The sequence below is a fragment of the Novosphingobium sp. GV079 genome, from assembly GCF_003058045.1.
GTDB lineage: Bacteria > Pseudomonadota > Alphaproteobacteria > Sphingomonadales > Sphingomonadaceae > Novosphingobium > Novosphingobium capsulatum.
Genome location: NZ_QBUE01000001.1, coordinates 146,033 through 160,956, shown reverse-complemented (window position 1 = coordinate 160,956; position 14,924 = coordinate 146,033). Strand labels below are relative to the sequence as shown.

Here is a 14,924-nt window from a genome sequence, read left to right as displayed (position 1 = left end):
CGAACTCCCATCTTGCCATAGACTTAGCGCTCGACCGGAAAAACCCGGCCTGGTTTCGCAACCGGCCATCACCCGATGTGGTTCCCAAGATTGTGTCGACAATCTTTTTCCTGAAAAGAAAACGGACGCAAATTCGCGTCGTTTCAGAAGCCCGCCGACCAGGTCAAGAGCAGTTGCCGCCCGCCCAGGATCGTCTGCGGCACGGCGTCGCTATAGCGGCCGATCGTGGCGCGATAGGCGGTATCATCCAGCGCGTTGCGCAGTGCCAGGCGCAGCGTCTGCCGGCCCCAGTGCCGCGCCATGGCCAGGTCAACCTGGCGCGATGGGCGCACCCAGGTATCGAGCGCGCTGCCCGATAGCGGCGCGGTGCCGGCAAAGGTCGGCACGTCGATTCCGTATTCCTGGATGTAGGCGCCGGTCAGCCGGCAGGCGGCATCGGCAGACCAGCGGCCATCATCATAATGCAGCCGCAGCAAAAGGTTGCTGGCCGGGGCATATTGCGTGCGCTCCACCCGGTCGAGCGCGGGATTGTCGAGATGCACCGCGCTGTGCAGCAGCGTGAGATCAGCCGCAACGGCCAGATGGCGCAACACGCCAGCCACCAGGTCCAGCGGCACGGCCATGCTCGCCTCCAGCCCCAGAATCGTCGCGGTGCCGCCGTTTTCTGGGCGGATCAGGCGGATCGCGCGGTATTCCATCACGCTGGCCGGATTGTTGAGATCGTTGCCGGTATCATTGAGATAGCGCGCCAGGTGCTTGGCAAAGCCGCCCAACGCCAGGTGCAGCCCGCCCGGCCCCTGCCAGGCCACGCCCAGATCGGCATTGGTGCCGCGCACGGATTTGAGATCGGGGTTGGACAGCTGGATTTCGGTCACCCCCTGGCTGTCGCGCGTGGCGCTGCCACCGCCGGTAAGCTGATAGGGCGATGGCCGCGTCAGGCTGGTCCACAGCGCTGCATCGAACGTCCATTGCCGATCGGGCCGCCAGTGCAGCGTGGCGCTGGGCAAGAGCGCGGCATAGTGGGCCGACAGGTGGTTCCAGCCATAGGCCACGCCATCGGCCGGCACGCCATCGTTGCCCGCCAGCCAATAGCGCCCGCTCACGCCAGACCATTCGCCGCGCAGGCCCAGCGACAGGTCAAGCGCGCCCTCCCCCGCATCGTCATCCCCGCCCAGGTGCCGCGTCACCATGGCATAAGCGGCCAGGCGGTCTTCGTGCAGAGCATAGGCATTGGCGTTGCTGTCATCGATCGTGCGCGGCTGCACGCTGGCCCGGCCGATCGCACGCAGCAGCGCGGCATCGGCGATGGTCGGGATGGCATAGTCATAGACCCCGCGCAGCACCGGCCCGATCTGCCCATCGACCAGCCCGCTGTTGCCCAGCGTGGTGCCGGCGGGCAGCGTATCGGCATAGAGGAAATGCGCGGTCTCCCGGCTGCGCCACGATCGCAGCGCCAGGCCGCCAATCTCTGCCTGCCAGCCCGGCGCTGGGCTCGCCTGCACGCGCCAGTCCCCGCCCAGGCGGTGGTCCTGGCTCGTCTCGCTTTCGCGCTCCCCCTGGTTGTGCACCGGAAAGGCGAGTGGATTGGCGACCAACGCGGCATCGGCCGGGGCGAGCTTGAGCACGGGAAAGCCGCGCACATCGGCCACGTTGACCCCGCCGGAAAGCCGCGTGGTATCCGCGTCCCAGAACGAAATCTCGATATGGTCGGGTCGGTCGGTGCGGCCCAGCGCGGCAAACACGCGGGCCTGCGCCTTGGTCGCGCCAGCGTCCCACGCCAGCGCGGCCTGGGCCATGCCCAGCCGGTCGCGCTCGGGATTGGTTTCGAACCAATAGTGTGCATCGGCGCGCACGCTCTGGGTGCGCAGCAGGCCATCAGCCGTGGGCGTCTGGGCAAAGAACCCGGCGGCGCGGCCGCCCTGCACGCTGACCTGATAGACATCCTGGGCAATCGCGCGGCTTGCCCACATCGCACTCGCCGTCAGCGTCAGCCGGTCGCTCGCCCGCCACCCCAGCGACAGGAACGCGGTCTCTTCGTGCGCGGTGCCGCGCGTGACCTGTGCGTTGACCGAGGCGAGCAGCAGATTGGCCGCCGGGTCCAGCCCTGGCGCGCTGTTGCCCTGCGCATCGGTCAGGGCATAGGCCAGGTTACCCGATTGATAGGTCTGCTCCACGCTGGCGAAATGGCGCCGGCTCAGCGCCGCGCTGGCCACCAGCGCCAGCCGCCCGTCGGGCGATTGCCAGCCGAACCCGGCATTGGCGCCCCAAGTGCCGGCATTCTGGCCAAAACGCCAGGCCTGGTCATCGGCCCCCGCGGTCAGGCCCAGGCGCAGGCCCTGCGCGCGCGGCGCGAACGGCGCCAGGTGATCGATATCGAGCGTGCCGGCGATCGCTTCCCCCGCCAGCCGGGCATCGAGCACGCGGTGCACCTGCAGGCCCAGATCGGGCGCCAGGGCCATCAGCCCCAGTTGCGTGCCCCGGCTATAGGGCAGGCTTTGCGGTATCTCGATGCCGTCGATCCGCGTTTCGACATAGGCACCGGGCAGCCCGCGCATCGCCACGAAATCGCCCGTGGCGCGGCCCGCGTGGTCCACCCGGCCCATGGCCCCTTCCAGCGAGGTCGCCAGCGTGATGATGCCGGGCAGGCGGCCCAGCGCCTCGGCGATGGTGCGATCGGGCAAGCGGCGGATCTGCGCGCTGGCCAGGGCATCGGGCGTGTCTTCGGCCGCGCCGTCGCGCCAGGCCCGCGCCGCCAGCGAGGCTTCCACCACGATGGCGGTGCGATCCTCGATCATGGGTGGGGGCAGCGGTGCCACGGCCTGGCGGCGCGGTGCTGCGCGCAGGGACGCGGGCGGGCGCCGCCGCGGGGCAAGCCGCACGGCGCCGCCGGCCAGCCGCGTGGCCACCAGGCCATTGCTGCGCGCCAGGATGGACAAGGCCTGGTCAAACGTGGCGGCGCGCACGGGTGGCGCTTGCGCCCCGGCCACGTCGGCAGCGGCAAACAGGATGTTGCGCCCGGCCTGCCGCGCCAGCGCCAGCAAGGCCTGGCCCAGCGGCATGGCCGGCAGCACGATGCGCGTGGGCGCGTCGACGGGCTGCGCCGTCGCGGCCATGGCCGGAACGGGCGCGGGCACAAGGCACGCCGCGCCCAGCAAAGCGGCGCTAGCGGCGGAAAACCTCATACCCACGCTCGGTTCGGCGCCACGCCACAGGGTAGAGCGCGCCAACGGCATCGAGGAACTGCGCCACGTCGCCAAGGCGATAGGTGCCATAGACGCGCAGATCGCCCATCGCGGGATCGCGCAGTTCGATCGGCACGCCGCTCAATTGCGAAAACCGCGCCATCACCGCCGCCAACGGCAGATCCTGCGCCACCAGCCGCCCGTCGCGCCAGGCCAGCGCGGCATCGGCATCGATCGCGGCGATCGTGGCAGTATCGCCGGCAAGCGACACCTGCTGCCCGGGATGGGGCGTGGCGATCAAGGCGCCGCTGTGGCTGTCTTCGATATCGATCGCGCCGCGCGCCAGGATCACCGCCGTCTGCCCGGCGCGCCGCGCCACGGAAAACAGCGTGCCGCGATCGACCACGCGCACGTCACCCGCCGTCACCGCAAACGGGCGTCGCTCGTGCTTCACGTCAAACGTGCCTTCGCCATCAAGCGCAACCGACCGGCCCAGCAGGGTGGCGCGCATCGTCACCGCGCTGCCCGGCGTCAGCCACACCCGGCTGCCATCGGCCAGGGCAAAGCTGGCCATGCGATCAGCCGGCGCTGCCAGATACTGCTCGTGCACGGTCAAGGTCCAGGCGGCCACGGCAGCCAGGGCGGCGCAGGCCGCGCCCAGCAGTGGCCCCGCCACGCGCCAGCGCCCCGCACCGCGCGCGGCCGCGGGTTCAGCCAGGCGCGCACGCGGGCGCAGGCCACGCCCTGCCGCGGCACGCGGCGCCTCGCGCCAGGCGCGCTCGACCAGGTCCATCGCCGCGACATGCTCGGGCCGCTCGCGCAACCAGGCGCGAAAGGCCTGGCGATCTTCCTCGCTGCCATTGCGGGCGCGTTCCATCCAGCGCGCGGCCTCGGCCAGGATCGGGCTGTCGTGCAGGTTGGGCGCCGTCATCGCGCGGCTCTCCCGCCGCTGCCCCTGCCGCTACCCTCGCCCAGCGCCAGGCGCCCGGCCATGCGCGCCAGCGTGCGCTCCACATGGTGCGAAACCGCCTTGGGCGTAATGCCCAGCCGTTGCGCGGCTTCCTTGTGGCTCAACCCTTCCACCCGCACCAGCAGGAACGCATCGCGCGCCACTGGCCCGATCGCCTCGAGCGCATCGCCCAGCAGCGCCAGCTCCTGGCGGCCAGAAGCAATGCGTTCGGGCGCCAGGGCGCCATCGTCGACGATATGCTCGTCCAGCGTGGTATGGTGTTCGGACAAGCGGGCAGCCTTCCTGCGGTAACGGTCGATCAACAGGTTTGACGCAACCCGGCGCAGAAATCCCCGAATATTGGCAACAGGATCGGCTTCCGGCGTCGAAAGCACGCGCAGATAGACGTCCTGGACCATGTCGTCCAGGTCCTGCCCATCGCTCATGCGCCGCTTGAGATAGGCGCGCAGCGCGGCCATCTCGCCGGCACTGGTGGCCGCCTCCAGCTCTTCGGCGCGGCACGATGCCGCCCCCTGCGGCAGCTCTGGTGGCGGCGCATGACTATCCCCGTCGATGCTCCGCATGGTCGACCCCGTTCTTGCCATCATTGCCCCCCGGCGGCACCCGGCCAAACGCGCGGGATTGATCCCCTGGGGCACATGGCCGGGCGCCCTAGGCGGCAGGTGTGACAGCGCCGTGACAATCGCGCCATCAAATTTTTTCGGGGAATCGTGGGGCGGCGCTGCGTCCTTTCCAGCAGACCCGCCCGCCGTGGCTGGTCGTGTTTCCTAAAGGGGGAAAACATGCCCGTTTCGTATCTGCGCCCGGCCCTGCTCGCCAGCGCGCTGCACACCATGATCGTTCCCGCGCTGGCGCAACAGGCGCCGCTGCCCGCGCCCGATGCCACTGCCGGTTCCGCTGGCGATTCCGCTGGCGATGCTGCCACCCCGGCCGATGCCGAACGCGCCATCGTGGTGATCGGCACGCGCAAGCAGGCCGCCGATATCCAGTTCCAATCCTCGCACCCGATCTCGGTTCTGTCGGAAGAAGACCTGCGCCACACCGCCGTGCACAACGTGGCCGAGGCGCTGGGCCTGCTGCCCGGCGTCAACGTGGTCAACACCGGCTCGTCGTTCATCGGCGGCGTCGATGGCGCCTCGCGCGGGGAAGGCATGTATGTCGCCATCCGTGGCCTCAATTCCGAATACAACGTCAACCTGATCAATGGCGTCAACGTCGCCCAGGGCCAGCCCTACAGCCGCGGCGTGCAGCTGACCCTGCTGCCGCCCACGGGCCTCAACACGATCGTGCTCAACAAGGCCTCGCGCGCCGACATGGATGGCGATGCCATCGGCGGCACGGTGGACTTCCGCACGCCTTCGGCGTTCGACTATTCCGATCGCCTGCACGGCAGCGTGACGGCCTCGGGCCGCCTCGAAACCCGCGCGCGCACCTATGGCGACAGCGGCCTGGGCGGCGGCCTGGCGGCGGAAATCTCGTCGCGCTTTGGCCCGGGCCACACCATGGGCATCTACGTCAGCGGCTATTACGACAAGCGCACCTATACCAACAGCGAGATCCGCGGCGCGCAATCGGCGCACGACGATGGCAGCTGGGGCTATCTCAACGCGTCGGACAGCAAGGGCACCAGCTATCCCGGCCTCGATCCGCAGCGCAATGCCGCGCTCACCGGCTTTGACGCCGGCGTATCGAGCGGCAAGACCCGCCGCTTTGGCGGCAATGCCTCGCTCGACTGGCGCCCTGACGATACCACCCGCGTCTATCTGCGCGGCACCTATGCCAAGGCGCTGACCGAGCAGGATTCCACCCTGGCGCAGTTCAATGGCGGCACCAAGGCGTGGATTCTCTCGCCCGGCACCGATCGCTATGTCCTGACCGTGCCTTCGGTTTCGGTGCGCAACTACTTTGAAACCAACCCCGAAACCGCGATCCTGGCGACGGCCGCGTTCGGCGGGGAAAAGCAGCTTGGCGACTGGAAGATCGCGCCCGAGGTGTTCTACAGCGAAGGCCACAACAACCGCCCCAACCATATCGAGGCGTCGGCCCGCATCAACCAGTCCGACAAGTACACCAGCGGATCGAAGATCCCGCTCGGTGGCCAGTCGGTCGGCTATTCCGACAACTATCCGGTCGCGCTCTATAACCAGGCGATCTTCAACGCGTTCGACAATTCGGCCAGCGTGCTGCCCGCCCGCCGCGCCGGCCAGTTGACCGAACAGTTCAGCGGCCAGCGCAAGTGGGGCGGACGCCTCGATATCAGCCGCGATTTCACCGATGGCGGCCTGCTGCAAAGCATCGCCTTTGGCGCCAAGCTGCAAAGCAGCAAGCGCAACGTGACCAGCCGCGACTGGACGACCGACTATGTCGCCAACTATGTCGGCCACGCCGTCACCTGGGGGCAGCTGGGCCTGACCAACGGCACCTATGCCCACACCTATCCGGGCCTTTATGACTGGTCGCTGCCACGCTTCAACAAGACGGCGCTGTTCAACCTGTTCAACAAGTACCAGTTCGCCAACGAAGCCGATGGATCGAGCTACAACAGCTTCGACACCTGCGGTTCGCTCTATGTGAACAACTTCAACTGCGGCACGCTGTCGGGCCGTGAAACCGTGGCGGCGGCCTATGCCACGGCCACGCTCAAGGCCGGCAATCTGGAAATCATTCCGGGCCTGCGCTTTGAACACACCACGATCAACAACACCTATTGGGTCATGGCCTATAGCGGCGGCGTGGAACAGCCTGGCGCCTTTGCCAGCAACCGCACCACCTACAACGAACTGCTGCCCAGCCTGTTTGCCAACTGGCGGCCCAGCAGCACGCTGGTGGCGCGTGGCGACGTGTGGTTCTCCTACACCCGCCCGCCGTTCTTCCAGCTTGGCGGCAGCTCCACCGCGCGCACCGGTGACGATGGCAAGACCACGATCGTGCAAGGCAACCCCAACCTCAAGCCGATCCGCGCGATCAACGTCGACAGCTCGGTCGAATGGAACTTTGCCCCCTCGGGCCATGTCATGCTGGGCGGCTATTACAAGCGGCTGACCAACTATCTCTATGACAGCGGCACCACCCTGCTCAACACCGCCACCAACGACGGCACCAACCAGACGTTCATCACCCGTCCGCTCAATGGCGGCAGCGGCAATGTCTATGGCCTGGAATTCCAGGTGCAGAAAACCTTTGTCGAACTGCCCGGCGCGCTGCGTGGCTTTGGCATCGGTGCCAACCTCACCCGGCAGTGGACCAAGGTGGACATCGGCAACGGCGTGATGCGCAATATCCAGAACGCCCCTGATGTCATGGGCCAGGCGCGGGTGTTCTATGCGCTCGGCGGCTTCTCGATCGACGCCATCTACAACTACACCGGCGCTTATCTGGAATCCTACAACTACCTCGGCCAGCCCACGGGTTGGGACGATCGCTGGGTGCGCCCGGTCAAGCGGGTTGACCTGCACGCCGGCTATGACTTCGGCAATGGCCTCAAGGCCGATGTCTCGGTGGCCAACCTGTTCAACAACTACACCTACTGGGCCCACATCGGGCGCCACTCGCTGGCCATTTCCGACATCGTCAATTCCGGCACCACGGCGCTGGCCAGCATCAAGTACTCGTTCTGATCGCCTGATCCCCCGGGTCGTCCCTCACTGACCCGATCGCAAACTGGGGCGGCGGCGCGTTTATCGCGGCCGCTGCCCCTCTTTTTGCCGCGTCGCTTCTGTTTCACATTTGCCCCCGTTTCACATTTGCCAGGTAAGGCTGCCCGCCATGCTCGCTCGTGCCCGCTTCACCCCCCGCCTTGTGCTGTGCCTGCTCGCCGCGCTGATCCCGGCCATGGCGATCGCCCGCCCGGCGCCAGACAAGACTCCGCACTACCGCGTCGATCGCGTCGTGCTGCTCATCCGCCACGGCATCCGCGCCCCGCTCGATGGCGAAGCGGCCGCTGCGCCGCTGGCTGATCACCCCTTTCCCCACTGGGATACCCCGCCCAGCCAGCTTACCCCGCACGGCGCCCAGGCGCTCGGCCGCCTTGCCGATTACGAGCGCGCGCGCCTGGTGCGCCAGGGACTGTTGCCTGCCGGGGGCTGCCCGCAAGCCGGCAGCATCGCGATCTGGACCAACAGCAAATCGCGCACCATCGCCAGCGGCCAGGCCCTCGCCCAGGGCCTCGCGCCCGGTTGCCCGCTGGCTGTCGATCACCTGCCCGAAGGCCAGGCCGATCCGCTGTTCGACGCGCTCGATACGCCGGCCGGGCCATTCGATGCGCGCGCCGCTGCCGCCAGCATCAATGCCGAACTCGACAATGGCCGCGCGCTGATGGTCGGCATGGGCCCGGCCGTCGCCACGATCGAACGCGTGCTGGGCTGTCGCGCGCCCTGCCCGATTTCCACCCAGCCCAACCGCATCGCCCCTTCGGCCGATGGCAAGGGGTTGAGCCTGGCTGGCCCGATCGATCTCGCCTCGGGCACGGCGCAGGTGTTCCTGCTGCAATACACCGAAGGCATGCCGCTCAGCCAGGTCGGCTGGGGCCGGGCCAGCGCGGCCGACATCGCCACGATGTCTCCGCTCCACGCCCGGCTGTTCGATGTCTTTGCCCGCTCGGCCTATATGGCGCCGCGCGTTGGCGGGTTGATCGCGCGCAAGATCGCCGCCACGCTGACGGCACCGCAAGCCCCGGCGTTCAGCGTCCTCGTCGGCCATGACAATACCATCGCGGCGGTTACCGCGCTGATCGGCACCGGCTTTACCCTGCCCGGCTATGGCCGCAACGATCCCCCGATCGGCGCGGGCCTGCTGTTCGAACGCCTGGTCGATACGCGCACCGGCCGCCAGTTGCTGCGCCTGTCCTATCTGGCGCAATCGCCCGATCAGGCGCGGCGCCTGCTGCCCTTGCCGCAAGCGGGCGCCGGCGCGCCGCTGCATCCGCTCTCGCTCGGCCGCTGTGGCACCGCGTGCACGCCGGCAGGCTTTGCGCAGTTGATCGCCCGGCAAACCCGGGTGCTCGACCAGGCGAAATAGCCCCCTGCCCCAAGGGCCATACGGAACTGTAATTCGCAATGGTGGGTTCCTTTACCGCATATGGAAGAGGAACCCACCATGGCCGAAACCCTGCGCAAGGGCGCGAAAGTCAAATGGCACAGCAGCGGCGGCACCGCCCACGGCAAGGTCGTGCGCAAGGTGACCAAGCCGATGAAGATCAAGGATCACAAGGTCGCCGCCTCGCCCGATGATCCGCAGATCCTGGTGGAAACCGCAAGCGGCGCCCGCGCCGCGCACAAGCCCGCAGCGCTGGAAAAGGAATAGCGCCATGGCCGGGCAACACTTCACCCCCACGCTCAAGATGGCGGCCAATGCCAGGCGCGGATTGCGCCTGCGCGAAAAGTTTGGCCGCGGCGGCACGGATGTGGGCGTGCGCCGCGCGCACCAGCTGGCCGAGCGCCGCGATGTGAGCGAGGCTGACGTGAAAGCCATGGCCAGCTATTTCGCCCGCCACAAGGTGGACAAGCAGGGCGCGGCGCACCAGTGGAACAGCAACAGCGATCCCTCTGCCGGGTTTATCGCCTGGCTGCTGTGGGGAGGAGACGCCGGGCGCACCTGGGCGGAGGCCAAGCGCGCCAAGCTGGCGGATTAGGAATTGCTGCGCAGATAGCTGCTCGCCGCCTGGGCATCCTGCACGTCATAGGCGAACCACGTGCTCTGCGCGTGGTCAAACACCTGCACCACGCCATCGCCCACGCGCGCCTCGAAATGAGCGCCGCTGGCCCGATCAAAACCGCGCACCTGTTCGCCGTCGATGGTGAACGAAACGAAGGCCTTGCTGCCCTCGTCGTGGATTTCGGGCAGCGTGCCAGCAAAAGCCACATTGCGTTCGCCGTCAAAGCCCTGGACCTGGTCGCCGCGCCGCTCTGCCGCCACGCGCAGATCGCGGCCGGCGGCATGGTCAAACAGCCCGGCCACCGTCTTGCCGGTGGTGGAGGCAAAGGCGACGGCAGCGATCATGGCGCGGGTATCGGGGTTCATGCCCGCCGATGTCGCATGCATGGCGGCCTACTTCAACCCCTGCGCCCCCGCTCCCGCCGCCGGCCCCGCCGACATCCACAGCGCGCGCAGATGGGCCAGACCAGCGCGGGCATAGGCCGCTGGCGGCGCCAGCGCGGGGTCTTGTTCCGCCTCGATCACGATCCATCCGGCATAGCCGGTCGCGGCAAGCGCCGCGCAAACCGCGGCAAAATCCACTGCGCCATCGCCCGGCACGGTAAACATGCCGGCAATCACGCCATCGAGGAACGAGGCGCCCTGGCCGATCGTCTCGGCCGCCACCGCCGGGCGCACGTCCTTGGCGTGGACATGCACGACGCGAGCGGGATGATCGCGGATCAGTGCCGGCACATCGATTCCGCCCAGGCGCGCATGGCCGGTATCGATCACCAGGCCCACGCCCTCGCCCGTGGCATCGATCAGCCGCGCCAGATCCTGGGCATCCTCCACCACGGTGCCCAGGTGATAGTGATAAGCCAGGCGCAGACCGCGATCGGCGAGCCGCGCTGCCACGTCGTTCAGCATGGCGCCAAACGCGGGCCATTCGCTGGGCGCCAGGCGCGGCCGCTGGCGCAGCGGCGTGTGGCGCTGGCCGTGCACCGCGGCGCTGGTTTCCGCCAGGATGAACACGTCGCAGCCACACGCCGCCAGCAGCTTGGCCTGCGCCTCGATCGCCGCGCTTTCCCCCGCCAGGCCATGGGCAAGCAGGCTGCTGCCGTGCCATGCCCCGGCCAGCGCCAGCCCGGCCTGGTCCAGCGTGGCGGCCAGCACTGCCGGTTCGGCCGGAAAAATCCCGCCCCGTTCGATCCCGGCAAAGCCGATCGCCGCCGCATCGCCCAGGATCGTCTCCAGCGTGGTGCCCGCGCCCAGGCTGGGCAGGTCATCATTGACCCAGCCGATCGGGCTGACGCCCCAGCGCACGGTCATGGCCGCTGCTCCAGCGCTGCTTCATAGTCCGCGCGGGCGGCCTTCACCGCTTCGCGCGTGGAAATTTCCGGCACGGCCACGTCCCACCAGGCGCCGCCCAGATCGCGCCCGCCATCGGGATCGGTCTCGATCACCAGCACAGTGGGCCGATCGGCCGCACGCGGGGCCGCCAGTGCCGCTTCCAGCGCGGCGCAATCGGCCACCTTGTGCGCCACCGCGCCCAGCGCGCGGGCATGGGCGACGAAATCGATCGCCGGCAGCCCGTCCTCGCGCAGCGTGGCGAACGAGGCATTGCCGGTGCGCCCCTGCAGGCGATGGATGCAGCCAAAGCCCCGGTTGTCGAGCAGCACCACGGTAAACGCCACGCCCAGCGCCGCCGCGCTGGCCAGTTCGGAATTGAGCATCAGATAGCTGCCATCGCCCACCATCACCACCACATCGGCGGCGCGATCGGCCAGGGCAATGCCCAGCCCGCCAGCCAGCTCGAAACCCATGCAGGAAAAGCCGTATTCCACGTGATAGCGCCCCGGCGCCGGGCACGGCCAGAAGCGGTGCAGATCACCCGGCAAGCCGCCCGCCGCCGCCACGATCGTGGCATCGGGCCGGGCGCGCTGCACCGCGCCGATCACGGCCACGTCATCGGGCAGCGTGCCCGCCGACATCGGCCGATCGCGCGCCGCCTTGGCCGCCTGATGCCACTGCGCGGCCCAGGCGCCGGTCTGCTGCGCCCAGGCGGCAGGCACGGTCCAGCCGTCCAGCGCCTGCGCCAACGCATCCACAACCACGCCGGCATCAGCCAGCACCGGCTGCGCGCCATGCTTGGCACAGTCGTGCAGCGCCACGTTCACCTGGAACAGCTGCGCATCGGCGGCGAACAGGCGGCGCGAGCCGGTGGTGAAATCCTGCAAACGCGTGCCCAGCGCCACGATCACGTCCGCCTCGCGCGCCCCGTGGTTGGCCGCGTCGGTGCCAGTCACCCCGATCGCGCCCAGCGCGCCGGGCGCGGCATCAGGCAACGCCCCCTTGCCCGCCTGGGTTTCGGCCACCGGCAGCCCGGTCTGCGACGCCAGCGCCGCCAGCGCCGGTGCCGCCCCGGCATAGTGCACCCCGCCCCCGGCAATCACCAGCGGCCGCCGCGCCCCGCGCAGCGCCGCGACCAGCGCGGCCAGTTCGCGTGCATCGGGCGCCGGCCGGCGGATGTGCCACAGGCGCGGCGCCAGGAAATCGGCCGGCCAGTCGATCGCCTCGGCCTGCACATCCTGGCACAGCGCCAGCGTCACCGGGCCACACGCGGCCGGATCGGTCAGCACCGCCATGGCGCGGGGCAGCGCATCGATCAGCTGCTCGGGCCGGGTAATCCGATCGAACAGGCGCGAGACCGGGCGCAGGCAATCGTTGGCCGACACCGTGGCATCGGCAAAATGCTCGATCTGCTGCAACACCGGATCGGGCCGGCGCGAGGCATAGACATCGCCGGGCAGCAGCAGCACGGGCAGGCGGTTGACATGGGCCAGCGCCGCCGCCGTCACCAGATTGGTTGCCCCCGGCCCGATCGAGGTGGTGCACACCATCGCCCGCCGCCGGGCATGGGCGCGGGCAAAGCCGATCGCCGCATGGGCCATGCCCTGCTCGCTATGCGCGCGATAGGTGGGCAGGCGCGCGGGGTCTGCCTGCGCCAATGCCTCGCCCAATGCAGCCACGTTGCCATGGCCGAAAATCGCCCAGACACCGCCGAAAAACGGCACGCGCACGCCATCTTCCCCCACCACGTCCTGCGCGGCGAGCCATTGCACCAGGGCCTGGCCGGCGGTCAGGCGCAAGGGGCCAGCGCCTTGGCCCGCGCCCGGCGCCAGGTGGCGACCATGGCGGCGAAATTCTCGGTCAAACGCACCAGTGCGGTTTCATCATCGATCATGCCGGTAAACCATTCCTGCGCCACGTCTTGCCAGATCGCCCGCCCCACGGCAAAGCCCTTTACCACCCGGCGCGGCGCGGCTGCGGCAAAGCTGGCGGCCAGATGCGCCTGGCTGCTTTCCGCGCCCAAGACCACCACGCCGCGGCACCACGGATCAGCCTGCGCAATCACCGCCTCGATCGTCGACCAGGCGGCCGGGTCGTCGGTTGCTTCCAGCTTCCACCAATCGGGATAGATGCCCAGGGCATAGACATGGGCCATGACCCGCGCCACCGTATCGTGGTGCACCGGGCCATAGGGCGCGGCGATGATTTCCAGCAGCAGTTCGTGGCCAGTGCTGCGCGTGGCATCGAACAGGCGCGCCAGTTGGGCATCCTGCTCGGCGCGCAGATCGGCCGGATCATCGGGATGATAGCGCAGGTTGCATTTCACCGCATGCGGGCGCGGCCAGGATCGCAGCGTGATTGCCACATCGGCCCCGCCTTCAAAGCGCAAGGGACGCGAGCCGGAAATCTCGATCGGCCGCCCGATCCAATAGGGCGCATCGGCGGCCTGGGCCAGCGCGCGTGCGCCAAACCGGCCATCGAGCAACAGGCCGCAGGCGCGATCGCCGGCGGCGGTGCGCTCCATCGCCAGGCCGGCCAAGTCCTTGAACGTCGCCACCCGCGCCGCGTCACCGCCACCGCTCGCGATTAGGGTTTCGAACAGGCCGCGATGGTCGATCGCCAGGATGGTCAGCGCCTCGTCGGCCGGGGCGCGGGTAGTGGCCCAGTGCACCTGCTCCAGGCTGGCCGGGCTGCGCGCGCCCTGCCCGGCCATGAACGCGTCAAGTTCGGGCCAGGTCGGCATCGCCGGGGCGCAGCCATGGCGCGCCACCACGATCGCGCCACAGGCATTGCCCCAGGCCGCCGCCCGCGCCATCGGCTCTCCCCGCAGCCAGCCGCGCAGGAACCCGGCCATGAAGCCATCGCCCGCGCCCAGCACATTGGTTTCCGGCACAGCAAAGGCCGGCGCCACCAGGCCTTCGTCCAGCTCGCCCGGGATCACCCCTTCAAACACCACGCAACCCCTGGCCCCGCGCTTGACCACCACCGGCGCATCGGTCTGCGTGCGGATCAAGCGCAGCGCATCCAGCGTGTTGGTCGATCCGCCCAGGATGTGGATTTCCTCTTCGGTGCCCACCACCAGGTCGACCAGGTCGAGCACGCCCTGCAGCGTCGCGGTCACGCTGTGGCTCGGCACATAGCGATCCTCGCCGCAATCGCGCGGCGCCAGATCCCACAGCACCGGGCGGTAATCCACGTCCAGCACCACGCGCCCGCCCTGCGCGCGCATCAGTTGCGCGGCGCGGCGGCTTGCCGCGGCAGTCTGCGGCGTGGAAAAATGCGTGCCGGACAGCAGCACCGCTCCGGCCTGGGCGATCAGCGCGGCACCGATATCAGCCTCGCACAGCGCCATGTCGGCGCAATCCTGGCGATAGAAGATCAGCGGATAGGTGCCGTTTTCGCGAATGCCCAGCAGGACCAGCGCCGTCAGCCGCGCCGGATCGCTACGGACGCCGCGCGTATCCACCCCTTCGCGCACCAGTTCCTCGCGGATGAAGCGGCCCATGTGATCGCCGCCCACGCGGGTGATCAGCCCGGCGCGCAGGCCCAGCCGCGCCATGCCGATCGCGGTGTTGGTCGGGCTGCCCCCCACATACTTGGCAAAGCTGGCCATGTCTTCCAGCCGCCCGCCCACCTGCTCGCCATAGAGATCAACCCCGGCGCGGCCGATCGCGATGACATCGAGTGGCTTCATGGACGGCGCCGTTTCCCTGGCTGGTGAAGGTTGCCCCCGCTATGCCGCCAAGCGCGCGCTCTGGCCAGTGCCGCTCTTGTGCCGGCGCCCCAGT

The 14,924-nt window shown here is 69.0% G+C and carries 11 protein-coding genes; 4 read left to right on the top strand and 7 right to left on the bottom strand.

The annotated features are described in order from the left end of the window. Positions 1 to 143: 143 nt before the first annotated feature. Genes C8K14_RS00630 through C8K14_RS00620 form a run of 3 tightly spaced genes read right to left on the bottom strand, consistent with a single transcriptional unit; the run spans position 144 to position 4,715 of the window. Positions 144 to 3,134 (bottom strand): TonB-dependent receptor domain-containing protein, encoded by a 2,991-nt coding sequence (locus C8K14_RS00630; protein WP_133726735.1) that lies wholly within the window; start codon positions 3,132 to 3,134, stop codon positions 144 to 146. Between the two features lie 28 nt (positions 3,135 to 3,162). Further along, a complete protein-coding gene (locus tag C8K14_RS00625) occupies positions 3,163 to 4,113 on the bottom strand; it encodes a FecR domain-containing protein (RefSeq protein WP_107715284.1) in 951 nt (316 codons plus the stop codon). Beyond that, positions 4,110 to 4,715, bottom strand: coding sequence for an RNA polymerase sigma factor (locus C8K14_RS00620; protein WP_062784214.1), 606 nt, complete (start codon positions 4,713 to 4,715; stop codon positions 4,110 to 4,112). Before C8K14_RS00620 ends, C8K14_RS00625 begins: the two co-directional genes overlap by 4 nt. A 219-nt stretch (positions 4,716 to 4,934) precedes the next feature. On the opposite strand from C8K14_RS00620, the gene C8K14_RS00615 reads away from it, so the two are divergent. From C8K14_RS00615 to C8K14_RS00600, 4 genes are all read left to right on the top strand, one after another. Continuing rightward, complete coding sequence (locus C8K14_RS00615) at positions 4,935 to 7,769, top strand: TonB-dependent receptor (protein WP_107715282.1); 2,835 nt, start codon at positions 4,935 to 4,937, stop codon at positions 7,767 to 7,769. Positions 7,770 to 7,917: 148 nt separating this feature from the next. After that, positions 7,918 to 9,168, top strand: a complete 1,251-nt coding sequence (locus C8K14_RS00610) for a histidine-type phosphatase (protein ID WP_233250824.1) — start codon at positions 7,918 to 7,920, stop codon at positions 9,166 to 9,168. Between the two features lie 78 nt (positions 9,169 to 9,246). Continuing rightward, positions 9,247 to 9,453, top strand: coding sequence for a DUF2945 domain-containing protein (locus C8K14_RS00605; protein ID WP_028658256.1), 207 nt, complete (start codon positions 9,247 to 9,249; stop codon positions 9,451 to 9,453). A gap of 4 nt (positions 9,454 to 9,457) precedes the next feature. Continuing rightward, positions 9,458 to 9,781, top strand: a complete 324-nt coding sequence (locus tag C8K14_RS00600) for a hypothetical protein (protein WP_107715281.1) — start codon at positions 9,458 to 9,460, stop codon at positions 9,779 to 9,781. Here the strand turns inward: C8K14_RS00600 and C8K14_RS00595 are convergent. Genes C8K14_RS00595 through iolC form a run of 4 tightly spaced genes read right to left on the bottom strand, consistent with a single transcriptional unit; the run spans position 9,778 to position 14,830 of the window. Beyond that, positions 9,778 to 10,191 (bottom strand): hypothetical protein, encoded by a 414-nt coding sequence (locus tag C8K14_RS00595; RefSeq protein ID WP_233253881.1) that lies wholly within the window; start codon positions 10,189 to 10,191, stop codon positions 9,778 to 9,780. The genes C8K14_RS00600 and C8K14_RS00595 overlap by 4 nt on opposite strands. Positions 10,192 to 10,197: 6 nt before the next feature. Then, positions 10,198 to 11,115 carry a myo-inosose-2 dehydratase gene (gene iolE, locus C8K14_RS00590; RefSeq protein WP_107715280.1) on the bottom strand — a complete coding sequence of 306 codons (918 nt, stop codon included), beginning with the start codon at positions 11,113 to 11,115 and terminating at the stop codon, positions 10,198 to 10,200. After that, complete coding sequence (iolD, locus tag C8K14_RS00585) at positions 11,112 to 12,935, bottom strand: 3D-(3,5/4)-trihydroxycyclohexane-1,2-dione acylhydrolase (decyclizing) (protein ID WP_107715279.1); 1,824 nt, start codon at positions 12,933 to 12,935, stop codon at positions 11,112 to 11,114. Before iolD ends, iolE begins: the two co-directional genes overlap by 4 nt. After that, complete coding sequence (iolC, locus tag C8K14_RS00580; protein WP_107715278.1) at positions 12,926 to 14,830, bottom strand: 5-dehydro-2-deoxygluconokinase; 1,905 nt, start codon at positions 14,828 to 14,830, stop codon at positions 12,926 to 12,928. The genes iolD and iolC overlap by 10 nt, the downstream gene beginning before the upstream one ends. Positions 14,831 to 14,924 lie beyond the last annotated feature (94 nt).

Coding starts and splice junctions, on each gene's coding strand:
- C8K14_RS00625 (WP_107715284.1), bottom strand. CDS start 4,113: ATGACGGCGCCCAACCTGCACGACAGCCCGATCCTGGCCGAGGCCGCG.
- C8K14_RS00620 (WP_062784214.1), bottom strand. CDS start 4,715: ATGCGGAGCATCGACGGGGATAGTCATGCGCCGCCACCAGAGCTGCCG.
- C8K14_RS00615 (WP_107715282.1), top strand. CDS start 4,935: ATGCCCGTTTCGTATCTGCGCCCGGCCCTGCTCGCCAGCGCGCTGCAC.
- C8K14_RS00610 (WP_233250824.1), top strand. CDS start 7,918: ATGCTCGCTCGTGCCCGCTTCACCCCCCGCCTTGTGCTGTGCCTGCTC.
- C8K14_RS00605 (WP_028658256.1), top strand. CDS start 9,247: ATGGCCGAAACCCTGCGCAAGGGCGCGAAAGTCAAATGGCACAGCAGC.
- C8K14_RS00600 (WP_107715281.1), top strand. CDS start 9,458: ATGGCCGGGCAACACTTCACCCCCACGCTCAAGATGGCGGCCAATGCC.
- C8K14_RS00595 (WP_233253881.1), bottom strand. CDS start 10,191: ATGCATGCGACATCGGCGGGCATGAACCCCGATACCCGCGCCATGATC.
- iolE (WP_107715280.1), bottom strand. CDS start 11,115: ATGACCGTGCGCTGGGGCGTCAGCCCGATCGGCTGGGTCAATGATGAC.
- iolC (WP_107715278.1), bottom strand. CDS start 14,830: ATGAAGCCACTCGATGTCATCGCGATCGGCCGCGCCGGGGTTGATCTC.